The sequence below is a fragment of the Bacillus sp. ISL-18 genome, from assembly GCF_018613415.1.
In the GTDB taxonomy this organism is placed as follows: Bacteria; Bacillota; Bacilli; order Bacillales; family Cytobacillaceae; genus Neobacillus.
Genome location: NZ_JAGGQG010000002.1, coordinates 475,820 through 496,382 on the forward strand (window position 1 = coordinate 475,820; position 20,563 = coordinate 496,382).

The window sequence follows — 20,563 nt, forward strand, 5'->3', positions numbered from 1 at the left end:
GGCCAATCTATTAGAAAGAGTTGAAAGGAGGAGAGGAAGATGAATAAGTTAGCAAACAAAACGTATACCTATTACTTCCTTTTACCAGCAGGTATCGTTTATTTTGTCTTTTTCTTGTTGCCGACCATTATGTCACTTTTTTTCAGTATGACCTGGTGGACGTTAACAGATTGGAAGTTTATTGGTTTTGAAAACTTTAAGACATTCTTATCAGAACCATCATTGAATATTGGTTTTAAGAACACTCTAATATACGCAGTTGTAACATCAGGTTTGAAAGTCATTCTTGGTCTTTTACTAGGTGTCTTTCTTAGTTCTAAATTAAAAACTGTCGGGTTTATTCGTTCGATGATCTTTTTTCCTACATTGTTAAGTACGATTGCAGTGGGTATTGCGTTTACCATGTTAATGCATCCTTCTCAGGGGCTAATTAATATAGTCCTTAAAGGAATCGGAATTGTTGGGCCTGACTGGTTAGGGAATACGAAAATTGCTCTTGTTTCTGTCGCCTTGGTTGATGTTTGGAAAGGGGTCGGAATGGCGACCGTTATTTTCATTGCAGGAATTATGTCTATTCCAGAAGATTACTATGAAGCACTTATGATGGATGGTGGAAATGCATGGCATAAATTTAAGAGCATCATTTTACCTCTTAGCAGACCAGCGATGAACACAGTTATCATTCTTTCCTTTATTGGAGGCCTGCGTTCGTTTGATTTAATCTGGACCATGACAAAAGGAGGACCTGGTTTTAGTACTGACCTGATTGCCTCCATTATATATAAGCAATATCAGGCAGGTTTTTTCGGTCTTTCAACGGCTGGAAATGTTATTTTATTCATCCTCGTTTCTGCGTTAGCCTTTCCTCTTTATGCTTATCTCAATAGTAAAGAGGTGGACTTATAATGAGTAAAGTGGTCATAAGTGAAATCGAAACAAAACCAATAATGACAAAGAAAAGTAAGGTGAAGGTGCGTAAAAAACTTTGGAAAGTTCTAGTCGAATGCTTTGCTGTTATCGCCACACTGGGGATCTTTGGAATACCATTTTATTTTGTTCTTATCAATGCCTTTAAAGATGTAAAGGAATCATCATTATTAAATATGGATTGGCCAAGAACATTTCACATTATGGAGAATTTCCAGGCGGTTATTAGTGCTAGGGATGGAATGATTCTTCGTGCTTTTTATAATAGTGTGATGATAACAGGATTATCGATTATTCTTCTCATCTTACTAGGTGCTGCTGCTGGCTATGTATTACAGCGGAAAGTAACAAAAGTAACACCATTTATTAATTTTTTTATTCTCGCGGGGTTGATCATTCCTCCGGCAGTAGTCCCAACAATCTGGGTGCTTCAAGAAATTGGGCTATTTAAAACAATGCCAGGAATTGTCCTTGTTGAGGTAGCATTAAATCTGCCATTTACGATTATATTGTATCGAGGCTTTATGGTTACAATTCCTAGATCTCTTGATGAGGCAGCTTTAATAGATGGATGTGGAAGGTTCCGCTTATTCTTTAATATTATATTACCATTGCTAAAACCAGTATCCGCAACGGTAATCGTTTTAACAGCAGTAAGTGTCTATAATGATTTTGTGAATCCATTATACTTTTTTCCAGGAGCAGAGAACGCTACATTACAGTTAACACTTTATAATTTTATGAGTATGTACATTACGCAGTGGAATTTACTTTTTACTAATATTCTAGTGATCTCTATTCCACCGCTTATCCTATTTATTATTTTTAACAAGAAAATTGTTGCTGGAATGACGGCAGGATCGGTGAAATAAGGAGTTACAAAAAATTGAAGTTTGATTAAAGACCCGATTTCATCCTGTTCAAAGAATGATCGGGTCTTAACTTTGGAGGTAAATCTATGGAATGGAAAGCAAATTGGATATGGGATAATAGCGGGGACCATCCAAGAAATCATTGGATATGTTTCAGACGGACATTTAGTGTTAGTTCGGAATATGAATCAGCCATATTATCAATATCGGCTGATACTAAATATTCGGTCTATATTAATGGTCAACTAATCGGCTCTGGACCTGTCCGTGGCTGGACATCCGAATGGTATTATGATCGATATGAATTAAGCGGTCTTAAAAAAGGAGAAAATGTGATCGTTGTGTTAGTTAATCATTATGGAATGAGCACGATGCATTATATCGAAGGGCGAGGCGGCTTATTAGCGCAAATTGATTTCTACCATAGTGGCGAGGTGGTTGGTCAGCTGTTGACAGATGAAAGATGGAAGACTGCCACTCATGCTGGATTTATTAAAGAATCTGTCAAAATGTCTAATTGTTTATCATGGGCAGAAATTTATAATGCAACTCTATTTGATCGTGAGTGGGAACAGCTTCTCTTTGACGACTCTGGTTGGGATGATGCAGAAATAATCGGTCCTTATGGAATAAGCCCATGGAAGAGTCTGATTCCTCGGGATATCCCTCATTTGACCAATGAACCCATTTATCCCAAAAGTGTATTATCTTTAAAAGAAGTGAGACCTGTTTCACAACACTTTTCGATTGATTTAAAACCGACTTTTTTTCCTGGAGAATTGGATTGTAATTCGGGGAAAATTATGCAGGGTTATGTCTTGACTGAACTACACTCTAACGAAGATGCAACAGGAGAAATGACTCTCACCTTTGATGCACATGCAGAAGCCAAGTGGGAGTTCTCCCTTAATGGGGAGCAGTACAAAACGCAAAATGGAAAGTATGAAAAAGTAAGTCTAAGAAAAGGAGAAAATTTATTAATCATTGATGTGAGCGGGTTCTTTCACGAACCGACAATCCATCTGACCTTTAATTTCCCTAAAAATTTAAATTTAAAAGCACCATTTAATCAAGAAGAGTCTAAATTCATTGGCCTTGGACCTTTTTATTCAACTACTCAACTGCAAATTGGTAAACCAGTCGAATTTGAGATTCCTTCAGAAAATGAATACTTACAAATGAAGCAGTTATCATCCATTAAAGAATTAGAGCCCTTTAAAAAATGGACGAAAGCTATCCCGAATAACCATGTGTGTACTGATAATGTAAGCTTGCTTTCGATTTTTAAAGAGGATTTAAAAACTTACCCGATAGGATTTGAGCAGCAAAATATGGTCTTGCCTAATCATAGTTTTACACGTGTAGAACCGATGGGAAAAGGGGATCCGGAGTATCTAATTGATTTCGGTAAAGAATACCTTGGCCATATAGAATTTGAAATAGAAGCTAATAAAGGGACCATTTTTGACTTCTTTTTATTTGAAAGTATCCACCATGATGGAAGAATTGAGCATACTTTTTCATTGAATAACTCATTAAGATATGTTGCAAAGAACGGCCGGCAGGTTTATCGTTCGTTTATTCCTAGAGGTTTCCGGTATATGCTGCTTACAATCAGAAATTTAAAAACCCCTTGTAAAATTTTCAGTATGAAAGTAGATGTAACAACTTTCCCAACTGGAAATATAGGATTGTTTAGCAGCTCGGACTATCAATTAAACCAAATTTGGGAAATTTCTAAGCATACCGTTCGGATGTGTGCACAAGACACCATCATCGATTGTCCTGCCTACGAACAGGCCCTTTGGACGGGAGATTCGTATAATATTTCCTTAATGAATTATTATACATTTGGAAACTATGACTTAGTAAAACGATGTTTAAGGTTAATTTCTAAATCAGTGTATCGCTCGCCGCTGCCAGAATCCCATGTGCCTAGTGGATGGCAGAATGTCCTAACGGCTTGGTCAATTTTATGGATGAAGGCATGCCGAGAATATTATCGATATACGGGTGATGTTGAATTTATAAAAGAAGTTTATCCTGAACTAAAGCTTACCGTTCAACGTTTTCAAGAATTTATCAATCAAGATGGATTATTAGAAATTTCTGCTTGGAATATGTTAGATTGGGCACCGATGGATACAGAGCATAATATTGTCACGCATCAAAATGCACTCCTCGTTGATGCACTAAGGCAAACCGCTTACTTAGCGTCCATTATTGGGGAGAATGATGATGAAGTTACCTTTTTAACTTTATCAGATGAATTGAAACGAGCAATTAACAAATTCTTATGGGATGAAGAAGAAAAAGTATTTATTGATAGTATTTATGAGGATGGGACTCGATCTAAAACTCATAGTGTTCAAACAAACTTAATTGCCTATCTTACAAACTGTGTGGAAGGAAAGCGAAGAGATATTATCGAACAATATATAGTAAATCCGCCACAGGAGTTTGTCCAAATAAAAAGTCCCTTTGTCCTATTATTCTATTATCAAGCATTAATGGAATTAGGGAAAAATGATCTAGTACTCGATAATATTAAGAATGTATATGGTTATATGCTGGAAAATGATGCAACAACATGTTGGGAAGGCTGGGAATTAATTGAGGGAGACTTTAGCCGAAGCCATTGCCATGCCTGGTCAGCAGCACCTACCTATGTTTTTGGAGTTCTCTTCTTTGGTGTAAAACCATTGGAATCTGGTTGTACGAAAGTATCGATTGCACCAAATTTAAATGGACTTAAGTGGATAAAAGGCTCCGTTCCCATTCCACAAGGGAGGATTGATATTTATTGTAAAGATTTAGGTGATTATATTGATATGCAAATTACTCTCCCTGAAGAGGTTAAAGCAGAAATATCTTCCTCTAAGAATACAAGATTGCTTGTAAATGGTAAGAAAATATCATTAACAAAACAAGCCAAACTTCTTTAAGCATCCTGGTAAAAAGGATTGTACATTGCACTGGCAGACCGTTGGATTTCGGATTTATCACAAACTCTGCCTTATGAGAAGTCGGCAGAAATTTTTGAAAGGATATTTAATCCAGTCTATAAGAATCAGGAAATCGAGAGGGGACCAGAATTTGTAGTAGATACCACAAAGGCCGGTTATGTATGGCTTCCATTCCGCTTTGATGGAAAAATGGCTTATGTGGATTGGAAAGACGAATGGAGTATCGAAGATTATGATTGATTTTTAATTTTAATATGAAACAAAAAGAAAACAGACCTTAAAGGTCTGTTTTCTTTTGGTTAATGAGATTATCTGTGACGAAAATGTAACAAAACAAAAATAAACAAAAATATATTCTTTGTTTATGTTGATTTGATCGTTGTTTGGGGTTATTATAAACACATAAAGAAGATAACTAAAGGAATCAACATAAATCATTATTTTAAAAGGAGAGATTTGTACATGAGTTTGAATGTGAGAAATTTAATATATAGAGCACCATTTATCCAGGAAATGATGGAAGCCACCTCTAATTTGTATCGGTTGGGCTGGGATGAACGTAATGGAGGAAATATTAGTTATTTACTAAATGAATTTGAGGTTTTACCTTATCTGGATATAGATAGTGTAGTTAGAACAGTACCTATGAATTTTGATGCTTCAGCACTTGCAGGTAGATACTTTGCTGTTACCGGTTCTGGAAAATACTTTAAAAATGTAAAAGACGATCCATCCTCTAACCTGGGAGTTATCCGTATTGGAGAAGATGGAAGAAGCTACGAGATCCTTTGGGGACTTGAAGATGGCGGAGTGGCAACAAGTGAGCTTCCAACACATCTTATGAATCATATAAAGCGGTTAGCAGCTGATAAAAACCACCGTGTCATCATGCACTGCCACGCAACTAATTTGATTGCTATGACATTTTCACATAGCTTGAAGGAAGAAGACTTTACAAAAACGCTTTGGGAAATGTGTACCGAATGTATTGTTGTTTTCCCTGATGGTGTTGGTGTTATTCCTTGGATTATTCCTGGAACAAATGAAATTGGCGAAGCAACTGCAGAAAAAATGGAACATACACGCCTAGTCATCTGGCCGCACCATGGTATCTTCGGAGCAGGCACAACAATGGATGAAACTTTTGGTCTAATTGAAACAGCTGAAAAAGCGGCCCAGGTTTATACGTTTGTATGTGCTCAAGGTGGAAAAAAACAAACGATTACGGACCAACAGCTTCAAGACCTTGCTGACGCATTTCACGTTGTACCTAGACCAGGAATCTTAAATTTATAAAATGGATTTACGATTAGGGGACATAATGTCCCTTAATTTTAAAATAAATTTGTGAAATAGTGAACATACAAAAGGAGGAATAGCAGTGAGTGTTTATTATGTGCCAAGTACAAATTTAATGGGTAGAGGCTGTTTAAAGGAGTTAGCGCCGCTTGTAAAAGATCTTGGATTTAAAAAGGCAATGGTCGTTACAATTTTTAAATCAAAGCGGAGTAGCTGGCAAAGTTCTAGCAGAATTAGAATCAATTAATCTTGAATATATTGTATATGATGAAGTAAAGCCAAACCCAACCATTTAAAATGTCTATACAGGTGTAGATGTATTTAAAACAAATGAATGTGATGTACTTGTTTCCGTTGGCGGCGGTTCCCCACAAGATACAGCAAAAGCGGTCGGTCTTTACGTAACCAATGGTGGAGACATCCGAGATTATGAGGGAGTAAACAAAACAAAAAATAAATCTATCCAAATCATTGCCGTCAATACGACTGCAGGTACATCAAGCGAATTTACAATCAACTATGTGATTACCGATAAAGAACGTGAAGTTAAAATGGTTATGGTTGATAAAAATAGCCTAGTGACCATTTCAGTTAATGACCCTGAATTAATGCTCGATAAGCCAGCCGCCTTAACAGCTGCAACAGGTATGGATGCCCTAACACATGCAATTGAGGCAATTGTTACTCCAGGTGCATATGCAGTCACGGATGCGACTGCTCTTGCTGCGGTTGAAATTATCTTTAATTATTTACCTCGTGCTGTTAAGAATGGTCATGATATTGAAGCCCGTGAACAAATGACGTACGTTATGTTCCTAGGTGGAATTGCTTTTAATAATGCAGGTCTTGGTTTTGTGCATGCGATGGCCCACCAGCTTGGCGGTGTTTATGATTTACCGCACGGTGTTTGTAACGCAATGCTTCTTCCTATCGTAGAAAGAGAAAATGCTAAACGTGACCCAAGGAAATTCCGTGCGATTGCAAAGGCTGCTGGGCTTGAAGTTGCTGGTAAAACGGATGTGCAATGTGCAGAAGAGGTAATTGCAGCGATCAAAACTCTATCAAAAGAAGTTGGAATTCCCAGTAAGCTGGCAGAACTAGGCGTGGATGAAGTGGATTTAGACAAACTTGCTGTTAACTCTTTAAAAGATGCTTGTGCACAAGGAAATCCATTCCAGCCTACAAAGGATGAAGTCATTGCCATGTTTGAGGAAATACTATAGTAAGGAGACGCTTTATAATTGAATATAGTTAACTTAACCTGGGTTCAACATTTCGTTGGCCCAGGTTTTTAATTTTAAAGTTTCTGCATTTATTTTTCAGGTAGTTCGCCTTAATGTGATATGATTTGGCTTAAATAAGAAAAATTGTATTTAGAAAAAGGTGAGTCATATTGAACCAGGACCTTTTAGACGAGCTTCTCGAGGAAACGGATGAAGAAAAACTCATTCTCGATCAGCGCAAGAATGTAAGTAAAGAACTTTACACAAGTAAGACAAACTTTATTATAGAGAGTGAAAAATTCCTTAGTAAAGACAAAATGATCATGGTGCGAAAGCATACCCGTTTTGTGGATTTTCCTTTGCATAAGCACGACTATATTGAGATTAATTATGTCTATAATGGTGAACTGAACCAAACGGCCGGAGGCAGACCCATTACCTTGAAAAAAGGGGAATTGTTATTACTTAATCAGCATATTGAACATGAAATTAAAGCATGTGCCAAAGAAGATATCGTTATCAACTTTATCATTCGTCCTGCCTTTTTTGATTTTATTTTTTCGTTCCTAAATTCAGGCAACATTGTGAGTGATTTTCTAATCAGCGGTCTCTATAACAACACGCAAAATGGACAATTCCTGTATTTTAAAGTGGCTGATGTTGAGCCTATCCAGGATCTGATTGGGAAAATTATTTATGAAATCATGCATCCTTCTGCTTTTTCTGAATCCACCATTAAGCTTTATATGGGTCTATTGATGATTGAACTGATAAAGAATACGGACCTAGTGGAAAGAAAAGAGGATGCATCGATGAATCACTATTTAGTGGTGGAGTCGCTTCAATACATTGAAGAACATTACAAAAATGCCTCTTTATATGAGTTGGCTGAGAAACTTAACCAATCTCACTATGGGCTAAGTAAAACAATAAAAAAAGCAACATCGCACACCTTTAAAGAATTTCTACAGGAAAGACGGTTAGTAAAAGCAAAAGAATTATTAGAGACTACCGATATGTCCATTTCTTCCATTGTAGAAGAGGTAGGCTATGATAATATCAGCTATTTTTATCGTATTTTCAAAGGAAGGTATGGCCAGACACCAAAAGAATTCAGAGAAAAGGCAGGAAAAGAGAAAACCTAACTGACATTAATGAAAGTTTGAATAAATGGTACACGCTTTCATTGTGGGGTATAATGAAAGGAGAAGTAGAAGGGAGGATTTATAGTATGAAATACATAAGCATTGCAAATACAGATCTTCAAGCATCAAACATTATTATGGGGAATATGCGCTTGCCGCAACTTTCTATTGCTGAAGCAGAGACCTTAATACGTTCTGCCATGGAAGAGGGAATTAATTTCTTTGATCACGCTGATATCTATGGGAAGGGTAAATCAGAGGAGATTTTTTCTGAAGCCATTCAAATGAATTCTTCCATTCGTGAAAAGATGATTTTACAGAGTAAATGCGGCATTCGTAACGGCTACTTTGATTTTTCAAAAGAGCATATTATTGAATCAGTGGATGGAATCTTAAAGAGGTTAAATACCGAATATCTTGATATTCTCCTCCTTCATCGTCCTGATCCATTAATGGAACCTGCTGAGGTAGCAGAAGCATTTGAAGAACTCCACACGAGTGGGAAGGTAAGATATTTTGGAGTTTCCAATCATAATCCTGCTCAGGTAGAACTATTGCAAAAATACACTTCACATAAGTTAGTAGTGAATCAACTACAGTTGAGTATTGCCCACACACCAATAATTGACTCAGGGGTCACCCTTAACATGAAGGTAGACCAAGCGATTAACCGCGACATGAGTGTTTTGGAGTATTGCCGCTTAAACGACATTACCATCCAGGCCTGGTCGCCTTACCAGCATGGCTTCTTTGGAGGGTCTTTTTTAGGTGATTTAGAGCACTATCCGGAGCTGAACGAGTTAGTCGACAGTATCGCCGCAAAATATGGTGTGACCAATACAGCCATTGCGACGGCATGGATCACACGGCACCCGGCTAACATTCAGGTGGTGCTTGGAACCACTAAAGTTGAACGCCTCAAAGACGCGTGTCAAGGCTCTGATATCCGATTAACAAGAGAAGAATGGTATCAGATATATAAAGCTGCAGGCAATATGATCCCATAAGGTATAGAAGCAGAAAACGGGCTGAATCATTTCAGCCCGTTTTCAATGGAATCATCTTTTCCTAAGAAACCGATTTTTGGTGGAGTGGGGATGCAAGTTGAACTAGCTTTTTAATTTCAATGAATAAAATATGATGTTCTTCCATTTCCTTAATTTTAAATAAGTAACCATCAAATTCTATAAAGTCATCCATTTGAGCATCAAATTTCTCTGATAAAAACCAGCCGCCAATCGTATCTAAATCTTTATTTGAGATGGAAGTGCCTAAAATATCGTTTACTGTTTCAATTAGGACTTTACCACTGACAATATAGTGCTCATTGGCTACTTTACGTACATCAGGAACTTCGTCACTATCAAATTCATCTCGAATATCACCGACAATCTCTTCGATAATATCTTCTACTGTCACCAGACCAGATGTACCTCCAAACTCATCAATAAGGATCGCCATATGGGTCCTTTCCTTTTGCATTTTTAATAATAAGTGTTGAATAGGAATGGTTTCAATAACAGAGATGACCGGTTTTATGAAATAGGATAGAGATTTTTTCTCTTTCCAGTTCGTATCCAATTTAGTAGTTAAAATGTCCTTGATATTAATAATCCCAATAATATTATCTTTATCTCCATTCATGACGGGGTAGCGAGTATATTTTTGTTCCTTGATTAACGAGAGAATGTCATCACGATGATCATCGACAGATATACTTACCATTTCTGTTCTAGGTACCATAATTTCTTTGGCAATCCGAGTATTAAAATCAAATACGTTCGTAACATAGGTTAATTCCGATTCATTAATTTCTCCGCTTTGATAACTTTCTGAAAGAATAATTCGCAATTCTTCCTCTGTGTGTGCTAACTCATTTTCAGATGCAGGTTTTAAACCGAATAAGCCGACTAACAATCTAGACGAAGTATTTAAAATCCAAATGAACGGATAGAATATTTTATAAAACCAGATCAACGGATGAGCAAAGAGAAGCGTAATGGTTTCTGATTTTTGAATGGCAAAAGACTTCGGAGCTAATTCGCCCACGACTACATTGATATAGGTGACAAGAATAAATGCTAACACGATAGATAAGACATGTGTTACAGCACTATTTACGTGTAATAAGGAGAGGAGAGGCTGTAACAACTTAGAAACGGTTGGCTCTCCTAGCCATCCAAGTCCCAGTGCTGTTACAGTTATTCCGAGCTGACAAGCAGATAAATATTCATCTAAATGTGTAACGACTTGTTTAGCAGCTCTGGCTCCTTTTTTTCCTTCATTTAAAAGTTGATCAATACGTGTGCCTCGTACTTTAACAATTGCAAACTCTACAGCCACAAAGAAGGCTGTAAGGGCAATAAAAATGGCGATGATAATCAGGTTAACTATTTCCAAATGTATAGCCTTAAGAGTAAGGCCTACACCTCCAGTCTAAAACTATTAATCTATTATACATAAAAAAATGAACTATAGTTCAATTATGACATATTGTCATCTTGTTTGTCAACAAAACGTGAACCTAAGTTCATGTTTTGGATTTAGGGTTTAGGTACCAAAGGAGATATTTAACAGTTGTAAATTCTTGACGACTTACCAAAGTCATCAGGTGGAAAATTACTTAGAAGGGTGCTTCGAGATGAGGAAATGATGAAGGTTAAGGCATAAAAATAAACAGAGATAGGCCCGACTTTGTTCTAATCGGACCTTTCTTTATTAGATTTTTTTAAATTTTTTGTAAAAAGTCTAGTACTCTTTCATTTACAAAATCATTCGCCTCGGTTACATAAATGTGTCCGGCACCATTGATCGTCAAAAGTTCAGCGTTTTGAATGCTCTCAGCCAGGGTTACTCCGTTTTCATATGGCACCAGCCGGTCCGCATTCCCGTGAATGACCAAAACAGGAACTTTGATTTGATTAATTTCACTATAGGTATCATGGGCTAAACAGGCTTGAAGCTGCAGCAGGTAAGCATAGGGCATAATAGGAACTTCGACCCGCCTTTGAATATCTTCTGCAACCAAGTTTCGGTGGTTTTCAATAAAATCTCGACTGTAAAGGATTGGTACTGTAGCCCAGGCTATTTCTTCAGGTGTGGCGGTCGCAGATCCTCTTGACAGCATCATCATGGAAACTTCAGTATTAGGCTGGATATGTTGTACCCCTCCGGAAGTTGTACAGCCTAGGATTAACGAACGGGTCCGTTCTGGATATTTTATTACAAACCTTTGGGCAATCATCCCCCCCATAGAAATGCCGTAGACATGAGCAGAATCAATTCCAGCGGCATCTAAAACCGCACGTGTATCGTCTGCCATTAGTTCGATAGAGTAAGGTGTATTGGGCTTACCGCTCGACCCTGTTCCACGATTATCAAAAATAATGACCTTGTACTGTTTACTTAATGCCGGAAGTGTTCTAAACCAGGACTTTGAATTCAGTCCTAACCCCATGATTAATAATAACGGCTCGCCTTCCCCGTGGATCTCATAATAAAGGTCGATCCCATTGGCATTGGTTATTGGCATTCCCTACCACCCTTTCTCTTCCAAATAATAGTAAATAATATGTAGGAAAGTTCCATCGAAGACCTTTAAACAAGTTAGTCTTCCTAATTTTTTATTGTCCTGGCAGATGTAAACTCACAATCCCTTACTTTTAGTAAAAATCTTATAGAAGAATATTAATTATTAAATTTTTGATTCCTCATTTGACAAATAGGATTAAAAGCAGTAAATGTTCAGTCGTGTCGAAAACCTAACTAGAAAATAAAATATTTCGACAAATTTCATCAAGTTGTGGAAGATGTCAAAACCTTCGCATTTAAAAAGTTCTTATACCTAAAGGTTTGTTTATCACGAATATTAATGGAAGACTGGGGAAATTAGAAAAAACGAAGAAAAATGTCGATAAGGAAGGGTTTACAAAATAGCATTTTCCTACAATAATCGTAGTTATATCAATATTCTATTAATAAGTTGATTTACTTCTAAGGCATACGGCGTTATTAAAAGGAATAATTGCTAGGTTACTATAATTTCTTAGGAGGTATCTTTTTATGGTTTATCAGCAAAAGCCGTGGTTAAAAATCTATGATTCAAGGATCGATGAGCATGTGTTAATTGAACACCCATCCCTCTATGATTTTTTACAAGGAGCAGTTACCCAATATCATGATAAACCAGCCTTCACCTTTTACGGAAAGGTTTGGAGTTTTACTGACACCAAGGTGGTTACAGACCAATTTGCTGCAGGCCTATATAAGGAAGGCTTACAAAAAGGTGATCGCGTAGCCATTATGCTTCCAAATTCCCCACACTACATTTTTAGCTTATTTGGGATTTTTCGACTGGGCGGAATAGCAGTTCAGGTAAATCCTATGTACGTAGAAAGAGAAATCGAACATGTTTTAACTGATTCAGGTGCACAGTATATCGTTGTTCTAGATGCTCTATACAATAAAGTTAAAAAAGTCCAACCAAAAACAAGTTTGAAAAAAATGATTGTGGTCAGCCTTGGGGGCGAGAGAGCAGCTCTTGCAGAGGGGGACCAATACTTCGACGAATTCCTTCATGAACCTATAAACATCCCTGAAGTACATATTGAACGTGAAAATGATGTTGCATTGCTCCAATATACTGGAGGAACAACTGGCCCTTCTAAGGGAGTCATGCTTACTCATCTTAATCTACTAGCCAACTTTAATCAGGTTTGTGATTTTGCATATAAAACCTGTAAGAAACCAGATGATTTTAAAATGATAACGGTTCTTCCTATGTTTCATGTTTATGGACTGTCCAGTACGGCCCTGTGCGGGATACGAGAAGGGGCCAACCAGATTATATTACCGAGGTTTGATCCTATTGAAGTAATGGAAACCGTAAAACGAGAAAAACCTTTTCAAATGTCTGGAGTTCCAACCATGTATTTTGCTTTAAACAGCCAGCCAGGTTTGGAAGAATGTGATTTCGATCAGTTGTATTACGTAAGCTGCGGAGGGGCGCCACTGCCTGTAGAAGCAGCTAAATTATTTGAGAAGAGAACCGGGGTCAAATTGCTCGATGGGTACGGTCTTTCTGAATCGGCACCAACGGCTATCTTCAGTCCACCGTTTGTTCCTAGAAAATACGGCAGCGTTGGAATCCCTGTTCAAAGTACGATTGCTAAGATTGTTATTCAACAGGACGGAGAATATGTTGATGCACCTGTAGGTGTTGAGGGGGAACTAGTCATCAAGGGTCCTCAGGTGATGAAGGGTTATTGGAACCGTCCACAGGATACTGAAGAGACAATAAGGGATGGCTGGCTGTATACAGGTGATATCGCCAAGATGGATGAGGATGGCTATTTTTATATTGTTGACCGTAAAAAGGATATGATTATTGCAAGCGGATACAATGTATATCCTAGTGAAATTGAAGACGTCCTATATCAGCATGAAGCCATTGAAGAAGCCCTCGTAATTGGAGTTCCAGACACATACCGTGGTGAAACGGTAAAAGCTTATGTAAAGCTAAAAGGAGGATTTTCTGCTACGGAAGAGGAAATTAAACAATTTGGCAGGGAAAATCTCGCCCCCTACAAAGCACCAAAAGAAGTGGAAATCCGTTCGGACCTGCCGAAATCTTCCGTTGGAAAACTCCTTAGAAGGGTTTTACGGGAACAAGAACTATTAAAAGTATAAGAATACTAGAGAGAAGGAGAACTGATGAATATCCAAGAGCTTTTTAGTTTAAAAGGAAAAACAGCAATTGTAACCGGAGGCGGCAGAGGACTGGGCCAGCAGATTGCCGCGGCATACGCAGAAGCGGGAGCAAATATCGTTATCTGTTCTAGAAATTTAGATGCCTGCAAACAATTTACTGAAGCACTAAAGGAAAAGGGAGTTCATGCCTTAGCATTCAAATGTGATGTCTCTGACCCTGAGGATATTCAACATGTCGTGGACGAGACTCTAAAGGAGTTTGGACAAATTGATATTTTAGTTAATAACAGTGGGACGAGCTGGGGGGCACCGGCATTAGAAATGCCCGAAGATAAATGGGATAAGGTAATGGATATTAACCTTAAGGGTGTTTTCTTATTCTCTCAAGCTGTAGGAAAAATTATGGTAAAGCAAAGGTCCGGGAAAATTATTAATACTGCATCCATTGCTGGTGTAGGCGGCCAAGACCCATTGGTAATGGATGCGATCGGCTATTCTGCAAGCAAGGGTGCAGTAATTACCTTGACTAAGGACCTAGCGGTGAAACTTGCACCCTATAATGTCCATGTAAATGCCATTGCCCCAGGTTTCTTCCCAACTAAAATGGCAAAGGCTATCCTTGATTATTCAGGACAGAAAATACTCGAGCGGACTCCTGCAGGACGTTTTGGATCAGATGACGACATGAAGGGTCCGGCATTGTTTTTAGCCTCAGATGCGTCTAATTATGTATATGGTCATATTTTAGTCGTGGATGGGGGAACTACTGCAGCTGTCCAATAATTTTTCCAATAGGCAGGAATAGAAGAGGTCAAACATGAATTCTAAACAGCAAGATACCATTCAGTTTTATAAACAAATCGAAGCAGAGATAAATAAAAGAATTCATGCTAGTACCAATTCCCGAGCCTTTACAAAAGCAGTTGGCAAGGCAATGGATTCACATCTTCGAGAAGTAAGGATTTATAAGCGATTAACTACTAGATGGCTAAATCGTAGGAATCTCGCCACTAAGGATGAATTTGCTGCCCTTGCAAATAGAAAGATCGAGGTAGTGGAGGAGATTGATTCTTTGGATGAATCCATGTACCAAATTATTAACCTGCAAAAGGCAAACCAACAAAAACTGACAATGGTTCGAGGATCACTGGAAGAATGGTCCACTTTTTTAAATAGTGAGGTAAGCGATAAACGCAGCGATCCTATTAAAACATTAGAAAATGAACTACAGGAATTAAAGAAACTATTTGAAATGGATATTTATTAAGGAGGAAATCAATTATGAGCGAAAATAATCAAACCGTATTAGAAAATCAAGGAACAGAGGAATTAGATAAGGAGCTTTCGAGTCTGGACTTGCTATGGAAGCTTGGTTTTGATGAATTAGATGGATGGGCTGAAAGGTTTAATAAACAAGATGAGCGTTTTTTAGAGGCAGCAAGGAGCTACGTCGAAAAGGCCAAGCAAAATCAGGAAAATGTGATTACTGTTGCGGCCCAATTTGGTTTGGAGTTAAAAGAATGGGAACAGGCAACACGTGAAGAACTCTTAATGACTACTACAACGCTGCGAAGTTTCTTCCCTGTTAAATCCTATGAGGAAATCAATCGAGTAGTGGAAGATATTCAGAACAAATCGGCTCAACTTTTAATTACCCCTGTTCAAAAATTAACAACAGGCCAGATTCAGGCACTTGATAAGCTTTTAGAAACAGTAGAACAGTATATTTCAATCAGAAAAAAGGGACGCGAAAAGTATCTCGAGAGTGTAAAGAAAACAACGAATGTAATCTATGAAAATCAAAAATTATTTGTTGACGTCTTTACTAAACAGGTTAAATCAGCCATTTTACCTTTTCAAAAATATTTGAAAAAGTAAAAGAATAGACAAAATGATATGAGGTGAAGGTAGATGTCAGACAAAAAAAATTACGATCCATATGAATCCCTTCATAAATTTAGTTTATTGTGGGAAAAACAGATTAATGATTTTATCTTTCTATTAACCAATAATAAAGACTTTGTAAAAATGTCGCACAGAGGGACAGACCTGCATTCGCGCTATCTTGATACATTCAAAAAGAATCAAGAAGCATTGGCAAGTGTCCTTAATTTACCAACAAAAAATGATGTTACCAATGTGGCTAACCTAACCCTTCAAGCAGAAGAAAAAATGGAGGCTTTAGAGGAGCAAATTTGGGATTTACAGGATTCTGTAAAGTCACAAAATAAAGAGATTGAAAGTGTTGTCGAAGTCTCCAAAGAAATCATTAAACTCACCAAGCAATTAAAGACGGAATTAGTTAAGACGAAAAAAGAACTAGCAGATACGAAGGGCCTGCATGCCGAACTGCAGGAATTGAAATTTGAATTATTAAAACTGAATGATTTTAAACAGGAATTTGAGACGATTAAAGAGTTGATTAAAGAAGAAAAGTCTATCGAACCTGTGTTAACAGGTACAGCTTCAGGAAACTAACAGAAAGGGGAGAAAACTACATTGGCAGCAGATTCACCTTTAACAGAGTTCATACCCGATTTGGATTATGACAAGGAAAGGCAGCGCTGGGCTAACGTGTTTAAGATTCTAAGTGAACCCGAGCCCAAAATTGGCCATACTCCTAGGAATGAAGTGTGGAGGAAAAATAAATCGGTACTATGGCATTATCCAGCACAAAAAAAGAAATATGAAATCCCCTTATTTTTCGTTTATTCCTTGTTTAATAAACCATACATTTTAGATATCGCCCCTAAAGCTAGTGTCATTGAAGGGCTTACGAACATGGGCTACGAAGTGTATTTATTAGATTGGGGTTCACCGGGGTATGAAGACAAGCAGAAGGGGATTGACACTTACATTGAGAAATATTTACGGACTGCGGTTAAGCGGGCGATTCGTCATTCAGGCGCTAAGGAAATTACGCTAATCGGTTATTGCTTAGGCGGGACGATTGCTTCCATTTATGCGTCGATTGCAGAAGAGCCAATCAAGAACCTCATCGTCGCGACTGTTCCAATTGATTTTCAGCCATTTATGGGACCTGATAAGTGGGCAGAAGGGCTTAGGGAGGGAGATATTAACTTCGAACGCTTTATTGATACGTATGGGAATATTCCTCCTAAATTAGTGGAAGGTATGTTCCGAGCAATCGGTGCGCCAATCTATTTTACTAATTATACAAATCTTCTTCATCGAGCACACGATTCGAAGTATGTTGATAAATGGCGCAGGATGAATAAATGGACCCTTGATCAGGTTCCATTTGCGGGCGAAGCGTATCGTCAATTAGCAGCTGACCTCTTTAAAGAGAATAAGCTCATTAAAGGAGGAATGATGGTTGGCAATAAACAAGTAGATTTAAAAAATATTAAAGCCAACTTATTTGTCGTTTCTGGTTCACGTGACAATTTAATTCTTGAAGAGCAGAGTAAACCGATCATGGATTTAGCCTCTAGTAAGGATAAAACCTATATCACGGTTGAAGCTGGTCATGTCAGCTTGGCCTTATCAGGTTTGTTTGCAAAAATAGTCCATCAATGGGCTTCAAGCCGTTCAAATCCACTTTAAAATTAGTCATAATTTCGGGTACAAGTAAATATATAAAAGGTATAGGCAAAGGGAGGAGGATGCAATTCCCCCTCCTTCAACTTGCTGTTTTATGCTTGTTTAAAAAGCTTCTAAGTGTCCTATTAAAGCTTTCTTTCGCTTCGAGTTTAGCAATGTGCCCGGTATTTCTGAAGATCACAAATTCAGAGTGAGGAATTTGTTTATGCATCAGCAGCTGTACCCAGACAGGAATGACGGAATCATATTGTCCGCCAATGATTAAGGTAGGAACCTTGATCTTAGGAAGTAAAGTTAAATTATTTACTTCTAGGCATGCCTCCATCGATTTAAAATAATATTCTCTATTCGGACGGTAAAATTGGTGGAATTTCTCGAAATTATCTTTGTTCCATGAATAGAGGCAAATTTTTGCGGCCGTTTCTCTTAGTACATCTGGTGATTTATTTGCTGCATGTGCTTTTCGATATTTTAAAAAGAGTTTTCCAAGTGTTTCAGGCGCATAGTGAAAAGTACTGACCAGCATTAAGGAACGGCACATTTCAGGGGCTTGACGGTAGATTTCCTGGGCTACCATTCCACCCATTGACAAGCCGCATATGTGTGCGCTCTCAATCCCAAGACCATTTAATAGGCTAATGACATCCTCGGCAAAGTGTTTTATTGAAATCTCTCCAGGCATTTGATATTCACCATGACCACGTAAATCAGGTATGATTAAATCATACTGATCAGCAAATTCAAATTGGTTTGACCAGCCCTCTTTTACTTCTCCAAGACCATGAATAAAGACTAATGGTTCACCCTCACCAAATCGCAAATAAGGAATTTTGGAGCCGCCAATAAAAAATTCTCCCAATTTTGTTCCTCCTAAGTGTTTTTATAAACATATGTTGCCAATATTTGTAAGGTGTAAACATTTATAAAATTCTGACTAGTTAATTATATAGGGGTAAAAGTTTATTTATTACCAATATATGTAATTTACATATATAAAGAAAATTCAGTAATGCAGGTGCAATTTGTTTTAAGATGGGTGAATATCAGCTAAAATGAATTATTAAGATGATAAAAATCAGTGAGGCAGGATGTATGAAGCAAATGAGGAATTACAAATGATTAAAAAGTATTTAACGTTTGAAAAGAATAATGGTATTGCACCCTATATATGGACCGTACTTGGTATCCTTCCCTTTTACTTTATATTCCAGTCTACTTCGACCCTCGGGATTGTTTTAGGTATTTTACTGACCTTAGTATTCTTTATTCTCTACCGGATTGCGTTTATTTCTAAGGGATGGCCTGTCTATTTATGGACTTTGATTTTAATTGGTATATCAATAACAGCGTCGAGTCTCTATAGCTATGTTTATTTTGCTTTCTTTCTTGCTTATTTTATCGGAAATATTAAGGACCGGATTGCCTTTTTAACTTTATATTTTATTCATCTCATCAGTACGTCAGCATCGATTAATTATAATATTGTCATGCAAGAAAAGTTGTTTGTTCAGCAGCTGCCGTTTGTCATCATCATTTGGATTAGTGTGATCCTTCTCCCTTTTAGTATTCATAACCGGAAAGAGCGCGGACAGCTGGAGGAAAAGCTCGAGGACGCTAATAAGCGAATTTCAGAGCTTGTGAAACTGGAGGAACGAAACCGGATAGCCCGTGACCTGCATGACACGCTCGGGCAAAAACTTTCTTTGATTGGCTTAAAGACTGACTTAGCTCGGAAGTTAATTTTGAAGGACCCTGAGCAGGCACGAGATGAATTAAAGGATGTGCAGCAGACTGCCCGGACTGCCTTAAGTGAAGTAAGAAAGATGGTTTCTTCCATGCGGGGGATTCGGTTGAAAGATGAGATTTTAAGGGTTAAACAAATGATAAAAGCTGCCCAAATTAATTTTGAATGTAAGGGAGAGTTTGCCCTTCAACATGTTTCGCTGTTAACCGAAAACATTTTAAGTATGTGTTTAAAAGAGGCGGTAAATAATGTGGTGAAGCATAGTGGAGCAAAGACCTGTTCTATTTCTATCGCACAATTGTGGAAAGAAACGGTCATGACGATTCACGATGATGGTGTTTTTAAGGGCGATACAGATGAGCTGGCAGAGGGACATGGCTTAATCGGGATAAAGGAACGTTTGGAATTTATTAATGGCAATTTAGAGCTCTTAACAGAGGACGGCACTACTTTAATCGTAACCGTCCCGAATGATGTAAAGCCAATCGATAAGGAGGATGGCAGATGATTAAAATCGTAATTGCTGAAGACCAACAAATGCTGCTAGGAGCATTTGGTTCCCTGCTTAATTTGGAGGAGGATATGGAAGTGGTCGGAAAAGCTTCAAATGGTGAAGAGGCGGTATCACTTGTAAAGAAATATAAGCCTGATGTTTGTATCATGGACATTGAAATGCCTGGAAAAAGCGGGCTTGAAGCTGCAGAGGAACTAAAGGGTCTCGGGTGTAAAGTCATCATTCTAACGACCTTTGCGCGGACAGGATATTTCCAGCGGGCTTTAAAGGCAGGAGTATGCGGTTATTTGTTAAAGGATAGCCCAAGTGAGGAGTTAGCAAGTTCCATCCGAAATGTGATGGCGGGCCGGCGCATTTATGCGCCAGAATTAATGGATGATGTATATGGCGAAGAAAATCCATTAACGGACAGGGAAAAAGAAGTGCTCGAGCTTGTGGCGGATGGGAAAAACACCAAAGAAATTGCGGAAACCCTCAGTATCAAAACAGGTACTGTCCGTAACTACATTTCGATTATCTTAGACAAATTGGAAGTCAAAAACAGGATTGAAGCGATCACTCATTCAAAAGAAAAGGGCTGGTTTAAATGAGGTGTATTCC

At 38.0% G+C, this 20,563-nt stretch carries 18 protein-coding genes and 1 pseudogene; 16 read left to right on the forward strand and 3 right to left on the reverse strand.

Annotated elements, in window-relative coordinates; translation table 11 throughout:
• The first annotated feature begins 39 nt into the window (after positions 1–39).
• The 8 genes and pseudogenes from J7E81_RS02345 (at position 40) to J7E81_RS02380 (ending at position 9,439) form a co-directional block, all read left to right on the forward strand.
• Positions 40–906 carry a carbohydrate ABC transporter permease gene (locus J7E81_RS02345; protein ID WP_215040532.1) on the forward strand — a complete coding sequence of 289 codons (867 nt, stop codon included), beginning with the start codon at positions 40–42 and terminating at the stop codon, positions 904–906.
• A 41-nt stretch (positions 907–947) separates the two neighbouring features.
• The gene (locus J7E81_RS02350) at positions 948–1,799 is read left to right on the forward strand and encodes a carbohydrate ABC transporter permease (protein ID WP_215041189.1); all 852 of its coding nucleotides are present in this window, start codon (positions 948–950) and stop codon (positions 1,797–1,799) included.
• A gap of 86 nt (positions 1,800–1,885) precedes the next feature.
• On the forward strand, positions 1,886–4,744 hold the full coding sequence (locus tag J7E81_RS02355) for a family 78 glycoside hydrolase catalytic domain (protein WP_215040533.1): 2,859 nt from the start codon (positions 1,886–1,888) through the stop codon (positions 4,742–4,744).
• Positions 4,745–4,762: 18 nt separating this feature from the next.
• The gene (locus J7E81_RS02360) at positions 4,763–5,005 is read left to right on the forward strand and encodes a hypothetical protein (protein WP_215040534.1); all 243 of its coding nucleotides are present in this window, start codon (positions 4,763–4,765) and stop codon (positions 5,003–5,005) included.
• 222 nt (positions 5,006–5,227) lie between these two features.
• Entirely contained in the window at positions 5,228–6,061 is an 834-nt protein-coding gene (gene rhaD / locus J7E81_RS02365; RefSeq protein WP_215040535.1) for a rhamnulose-1-phosphate aldolase, read from the forward strand.
• 118 nt (positions 6,062–6,179) lie between these two features.
• A pseudogene (locus J7E81_RS02370) lies at positions 6,180–7,287 on the forward strand (iron-containing alcohol dehydrogenase).
• A gap of 170 nt (positions 7,288–7,457) precedes the next feature.
• Positions 7,458–8,432 (forward strand): AraC family transcriptional regulator, encoded by a 975-nt coding sequence (locus tag J7E81_RS02375; RefSeq protein WP_215040536.1) that lies wholly within the window; start codon positions 7,458–7,460, stop codon positions 8,430–8,432.
• Positions 8,433–8,518: 86 nt separating this feature from the next.
• Positions 8,519–9,439 (forward strand): aldo/keto reductase, encoded by a 921-nt coding sequence (locus tag J7E81_RS02380; RefSeq protein ID WP_215040537.1) that lies wholly within the window; start codon positions 8,519–8,521, stop codon positions 9,437–9,439.
• Between the two features lie 61 nt (positions 9,440–9,500).
• On the opposite strand, the gene J7E81_RS02385 is transcribed toward J7E81_RS02380, so the two are convergent.
• Both J7E81_RS02385 and J7E81_RS02390 read right to left on the reverse strand, forming a co-directional pair.
• Positions 9,501–10,832 carry a hemolysin family protein gene (locus J7E81_RS02385; RefSeq protein ID WP_215040538.1) on the reverse strand — a complete coding sequence of 444 codons (1,332 nt, stop codon included), beginning with the start codon at positions 10,830–10,832 and terminating at the stop codon, positions 9,501–9,503.
• Between the two features lie 328 nt (positions 10,833–11,160).
• Positions 11,161–11,964 (reverse strand): alpha/beta fold hydrolase, encoded by an 804-nt coding sequence (locus J7E81_RS02390; RefSeq protein WP_215040539.1) that lies wholly within the window; start codon positions 11,962–11,964, stop codon positions 11,161–11,163.
• A 530-nt stretch (positions 11,965–12,494) separates the two neighbouring features.
• Here J7E81_RS02390 and J7E81_RS02395 point away from each other — a divergent pair.
• Genes J7E81_RS02395 through J7E81_RS02420 form a run of 6 tightly spaced genes read left to right on the forward strand, consistent with a single transcriptional unit; the run spans position 12,495 to position 17,708 of the window.
• The gene (locus tag J7E81_RS02395; RefSeq protein WP_215040540.1) at positions 12,495–14,120 is read left to right on the forward strand and encodes a long-chain-fatty-acid--CoA ligase; all 1,626 of its coding nucleotides are present in this window, start codon (positions 12,495–12,497) and stop codon (positions 14,118–14,120) included.
• Positions 14,121–14,144: 24 nt separating this feature from the next.
• Positions 14,145–14,924, forward strand: a complete 780-nt coding sequence (locus J7E81_RS02400; protein ID WP_215040541.1) for an SDR family oxidoreductase — start codon at positions 14,145–14,147, stop codon at positions 14,922–14,924.
• A gap of 34 nt (positions 14,925–14,958) precedes the next feature.
• Positions 14,959–15,408, forward strand: coding sequence for a hypothetical protein (locus tag J7E81_RS02405; protein ID WP_215040542.1), 450 nt, complete (start codon positions 14,959–14,961; stop codon positions 15,406–15,408).
• 14 nt (positions 15,409–15,422) lie between these two features.
• Positions 15,423–16,019 (forward strand): hypothetical protein, encoded by a 597-nt coding sequence (locus J7E81_RS02410; protein WP_215040543.1) that lies wholly within the window; start codon positions 15,423–15,425, stop codon positions 16,017–16,019.
• Between the two features lie 33 nt (positions 16,020–16,052).
• Complete coding sequence (locus J7E81_RS02415) at positions 16,053–16,619, forward strand: polyhydroxyalkanoate biosynthesis repressor PhaR (RefSeq protein ID WP_215040544.1); 567 nt, start codon at positions 16,053–16,055, stop codon at positions 16,617–16,619.
• 21 nt (positions 16,620–16,640) lie between these two features.
• Entirely contained in the window at positions 16,641–17,708 is a 1,068-nt protein-coding gene (locus J7E81_RS02420; RefSeq protein ID WP_215040545.1) for an alpha/beta fold hydrolase, read from the forward strand.
• 76 nt (positions 17,709–17,784) lie between these two features.
• Here J7E81_RS02420 and J7E81_RS02425 read toward each other — a convergent pair whose 3' ends face one another.
• The gene (locus J7E81_RS02425; protein WP_215040546.1) at positions 17,785–18,564 is read right to left on the reverse strand and encodes an alpha/beta fold hydrolase; all 780 of its coding nucleotides are present in this window, start codon (positions 18,562–18,564) and stop codon (positions 17,785–17,787) included.
• Between the two features lie 256 nt (positions 18,565–18,820).
• On the opposite strand from J7E81_RS02425, the gene J7E81_RS02430 reads away from it, so the two are divergent.
• A complete protein-coding gene (locus tag J7E81_RS02430; RefSeq protein WP_215040547.1) occupies positions 18,821–19,957 on the forward strand; it encodes a sensor histidine kinase in 1,137 nt (378 codons plus the stop codon).
• Positions 19,954–20,553, forward strand: coding sequence for a response regulator transcription factor (locus J7E81_RS02435; RefSeq protein WP_215040548.1), 600 nt, complete (start codon positions 19,954–19,956; stop codon positions 20,551–20,553). The genes J7E81_RS02430 and J7E81_RS02435 overlap by 4 nt, the downstream gene beginning before the upstream one ends.
• The last annotated feature ends 10 nt before the right edge of the window (positions 20,554–20,563 follow it).

Coding starts and splice junctions, on each gene's coding strand:
- J7E81_RS02405 (WP_215040542.1), top strand. CDS start 14,959: ATGAATTCTAAACAGCAAGATACCATTCAGTTTTATAAACAAATCGAA.
- J7E81_RS02395 (WP_215040540.1), top strand. CDS start 12,495: ATGGTTTATCAGCAAAAGCCGTGGTTAAAAATCTATGATTCAAGGATC.
- J7E81_RS02400 (WP_215040541.1), top strand. CDS start 14,145: ATGAATATCCAAGAGCTTTTTAGTTTAAAAGGAAAAACAGCAATTGTA.
- J7E81_RS02435 (WP_215040548.1), top strand. CDS start 19,954: ATGATTAAAATCGTAATTGCTGAAGACCAACAAATGCTGCTAGGAGCA.
- J7E81_RS02410 (WP_215040543.1), top strand. CDS start 15,423: ATGAGCGAAAATAATCAAACCGTATTAGAAAATCAAGGAACAGAGGAA.
- J7E81_RS02415 (WP_215040544.1), top strand. CDS start 16,053: ATGTCAGACAAAAAAAATTACGATCCATATGAATCCCTTCATAAATTT.
- J7E81_RS02345 (WP_215040532.1), top strand. CDS start 40: ATGAATAAGTTAGCAAACAAAACGTATACCTATTACTTCCTTTTACCA.
- J7E81_RS02350 (WP_215041189.1), top strand. CDS start 948: ATGACAAAGAAAAGTAAGGTGAAGGTGCGTAAAAAACTTTGGAAAGTT.
- J7E81_RS02430 (WP_215040547.1), top strand. CDS start 18,821: ATGATTAAAAAGTATTTAACGTTTGAAAAGAATAATGGTATTGCACCC.
- J7E81_RS02355 (WP_215040533.1), top strand. CDS start 1,886: ATGGAATGGAAAGCAAATTGGATATGGGATAATAGCGGGGACCATCCA.
- rhaD (WP_215040535.1), top strand. CDS start 5,228: ATGAGTTTGAATGTGAGAAATTTAATATATAGAGCACCATTTATCCAG.
- J7E81_RS02380 (WP_215040537.1), top strand. CDS start 8,519: ATGAAATACATAAGCATTGCAAATACAGATCTTCAAGCATCAAACATT.
- J7E81_RS02390 (WP_215040539.1), bottom strand. CDS start 11,964: ATGCCAATAACCAATGCCAATGGGATCGACCTTTATTATGAGATCCAC.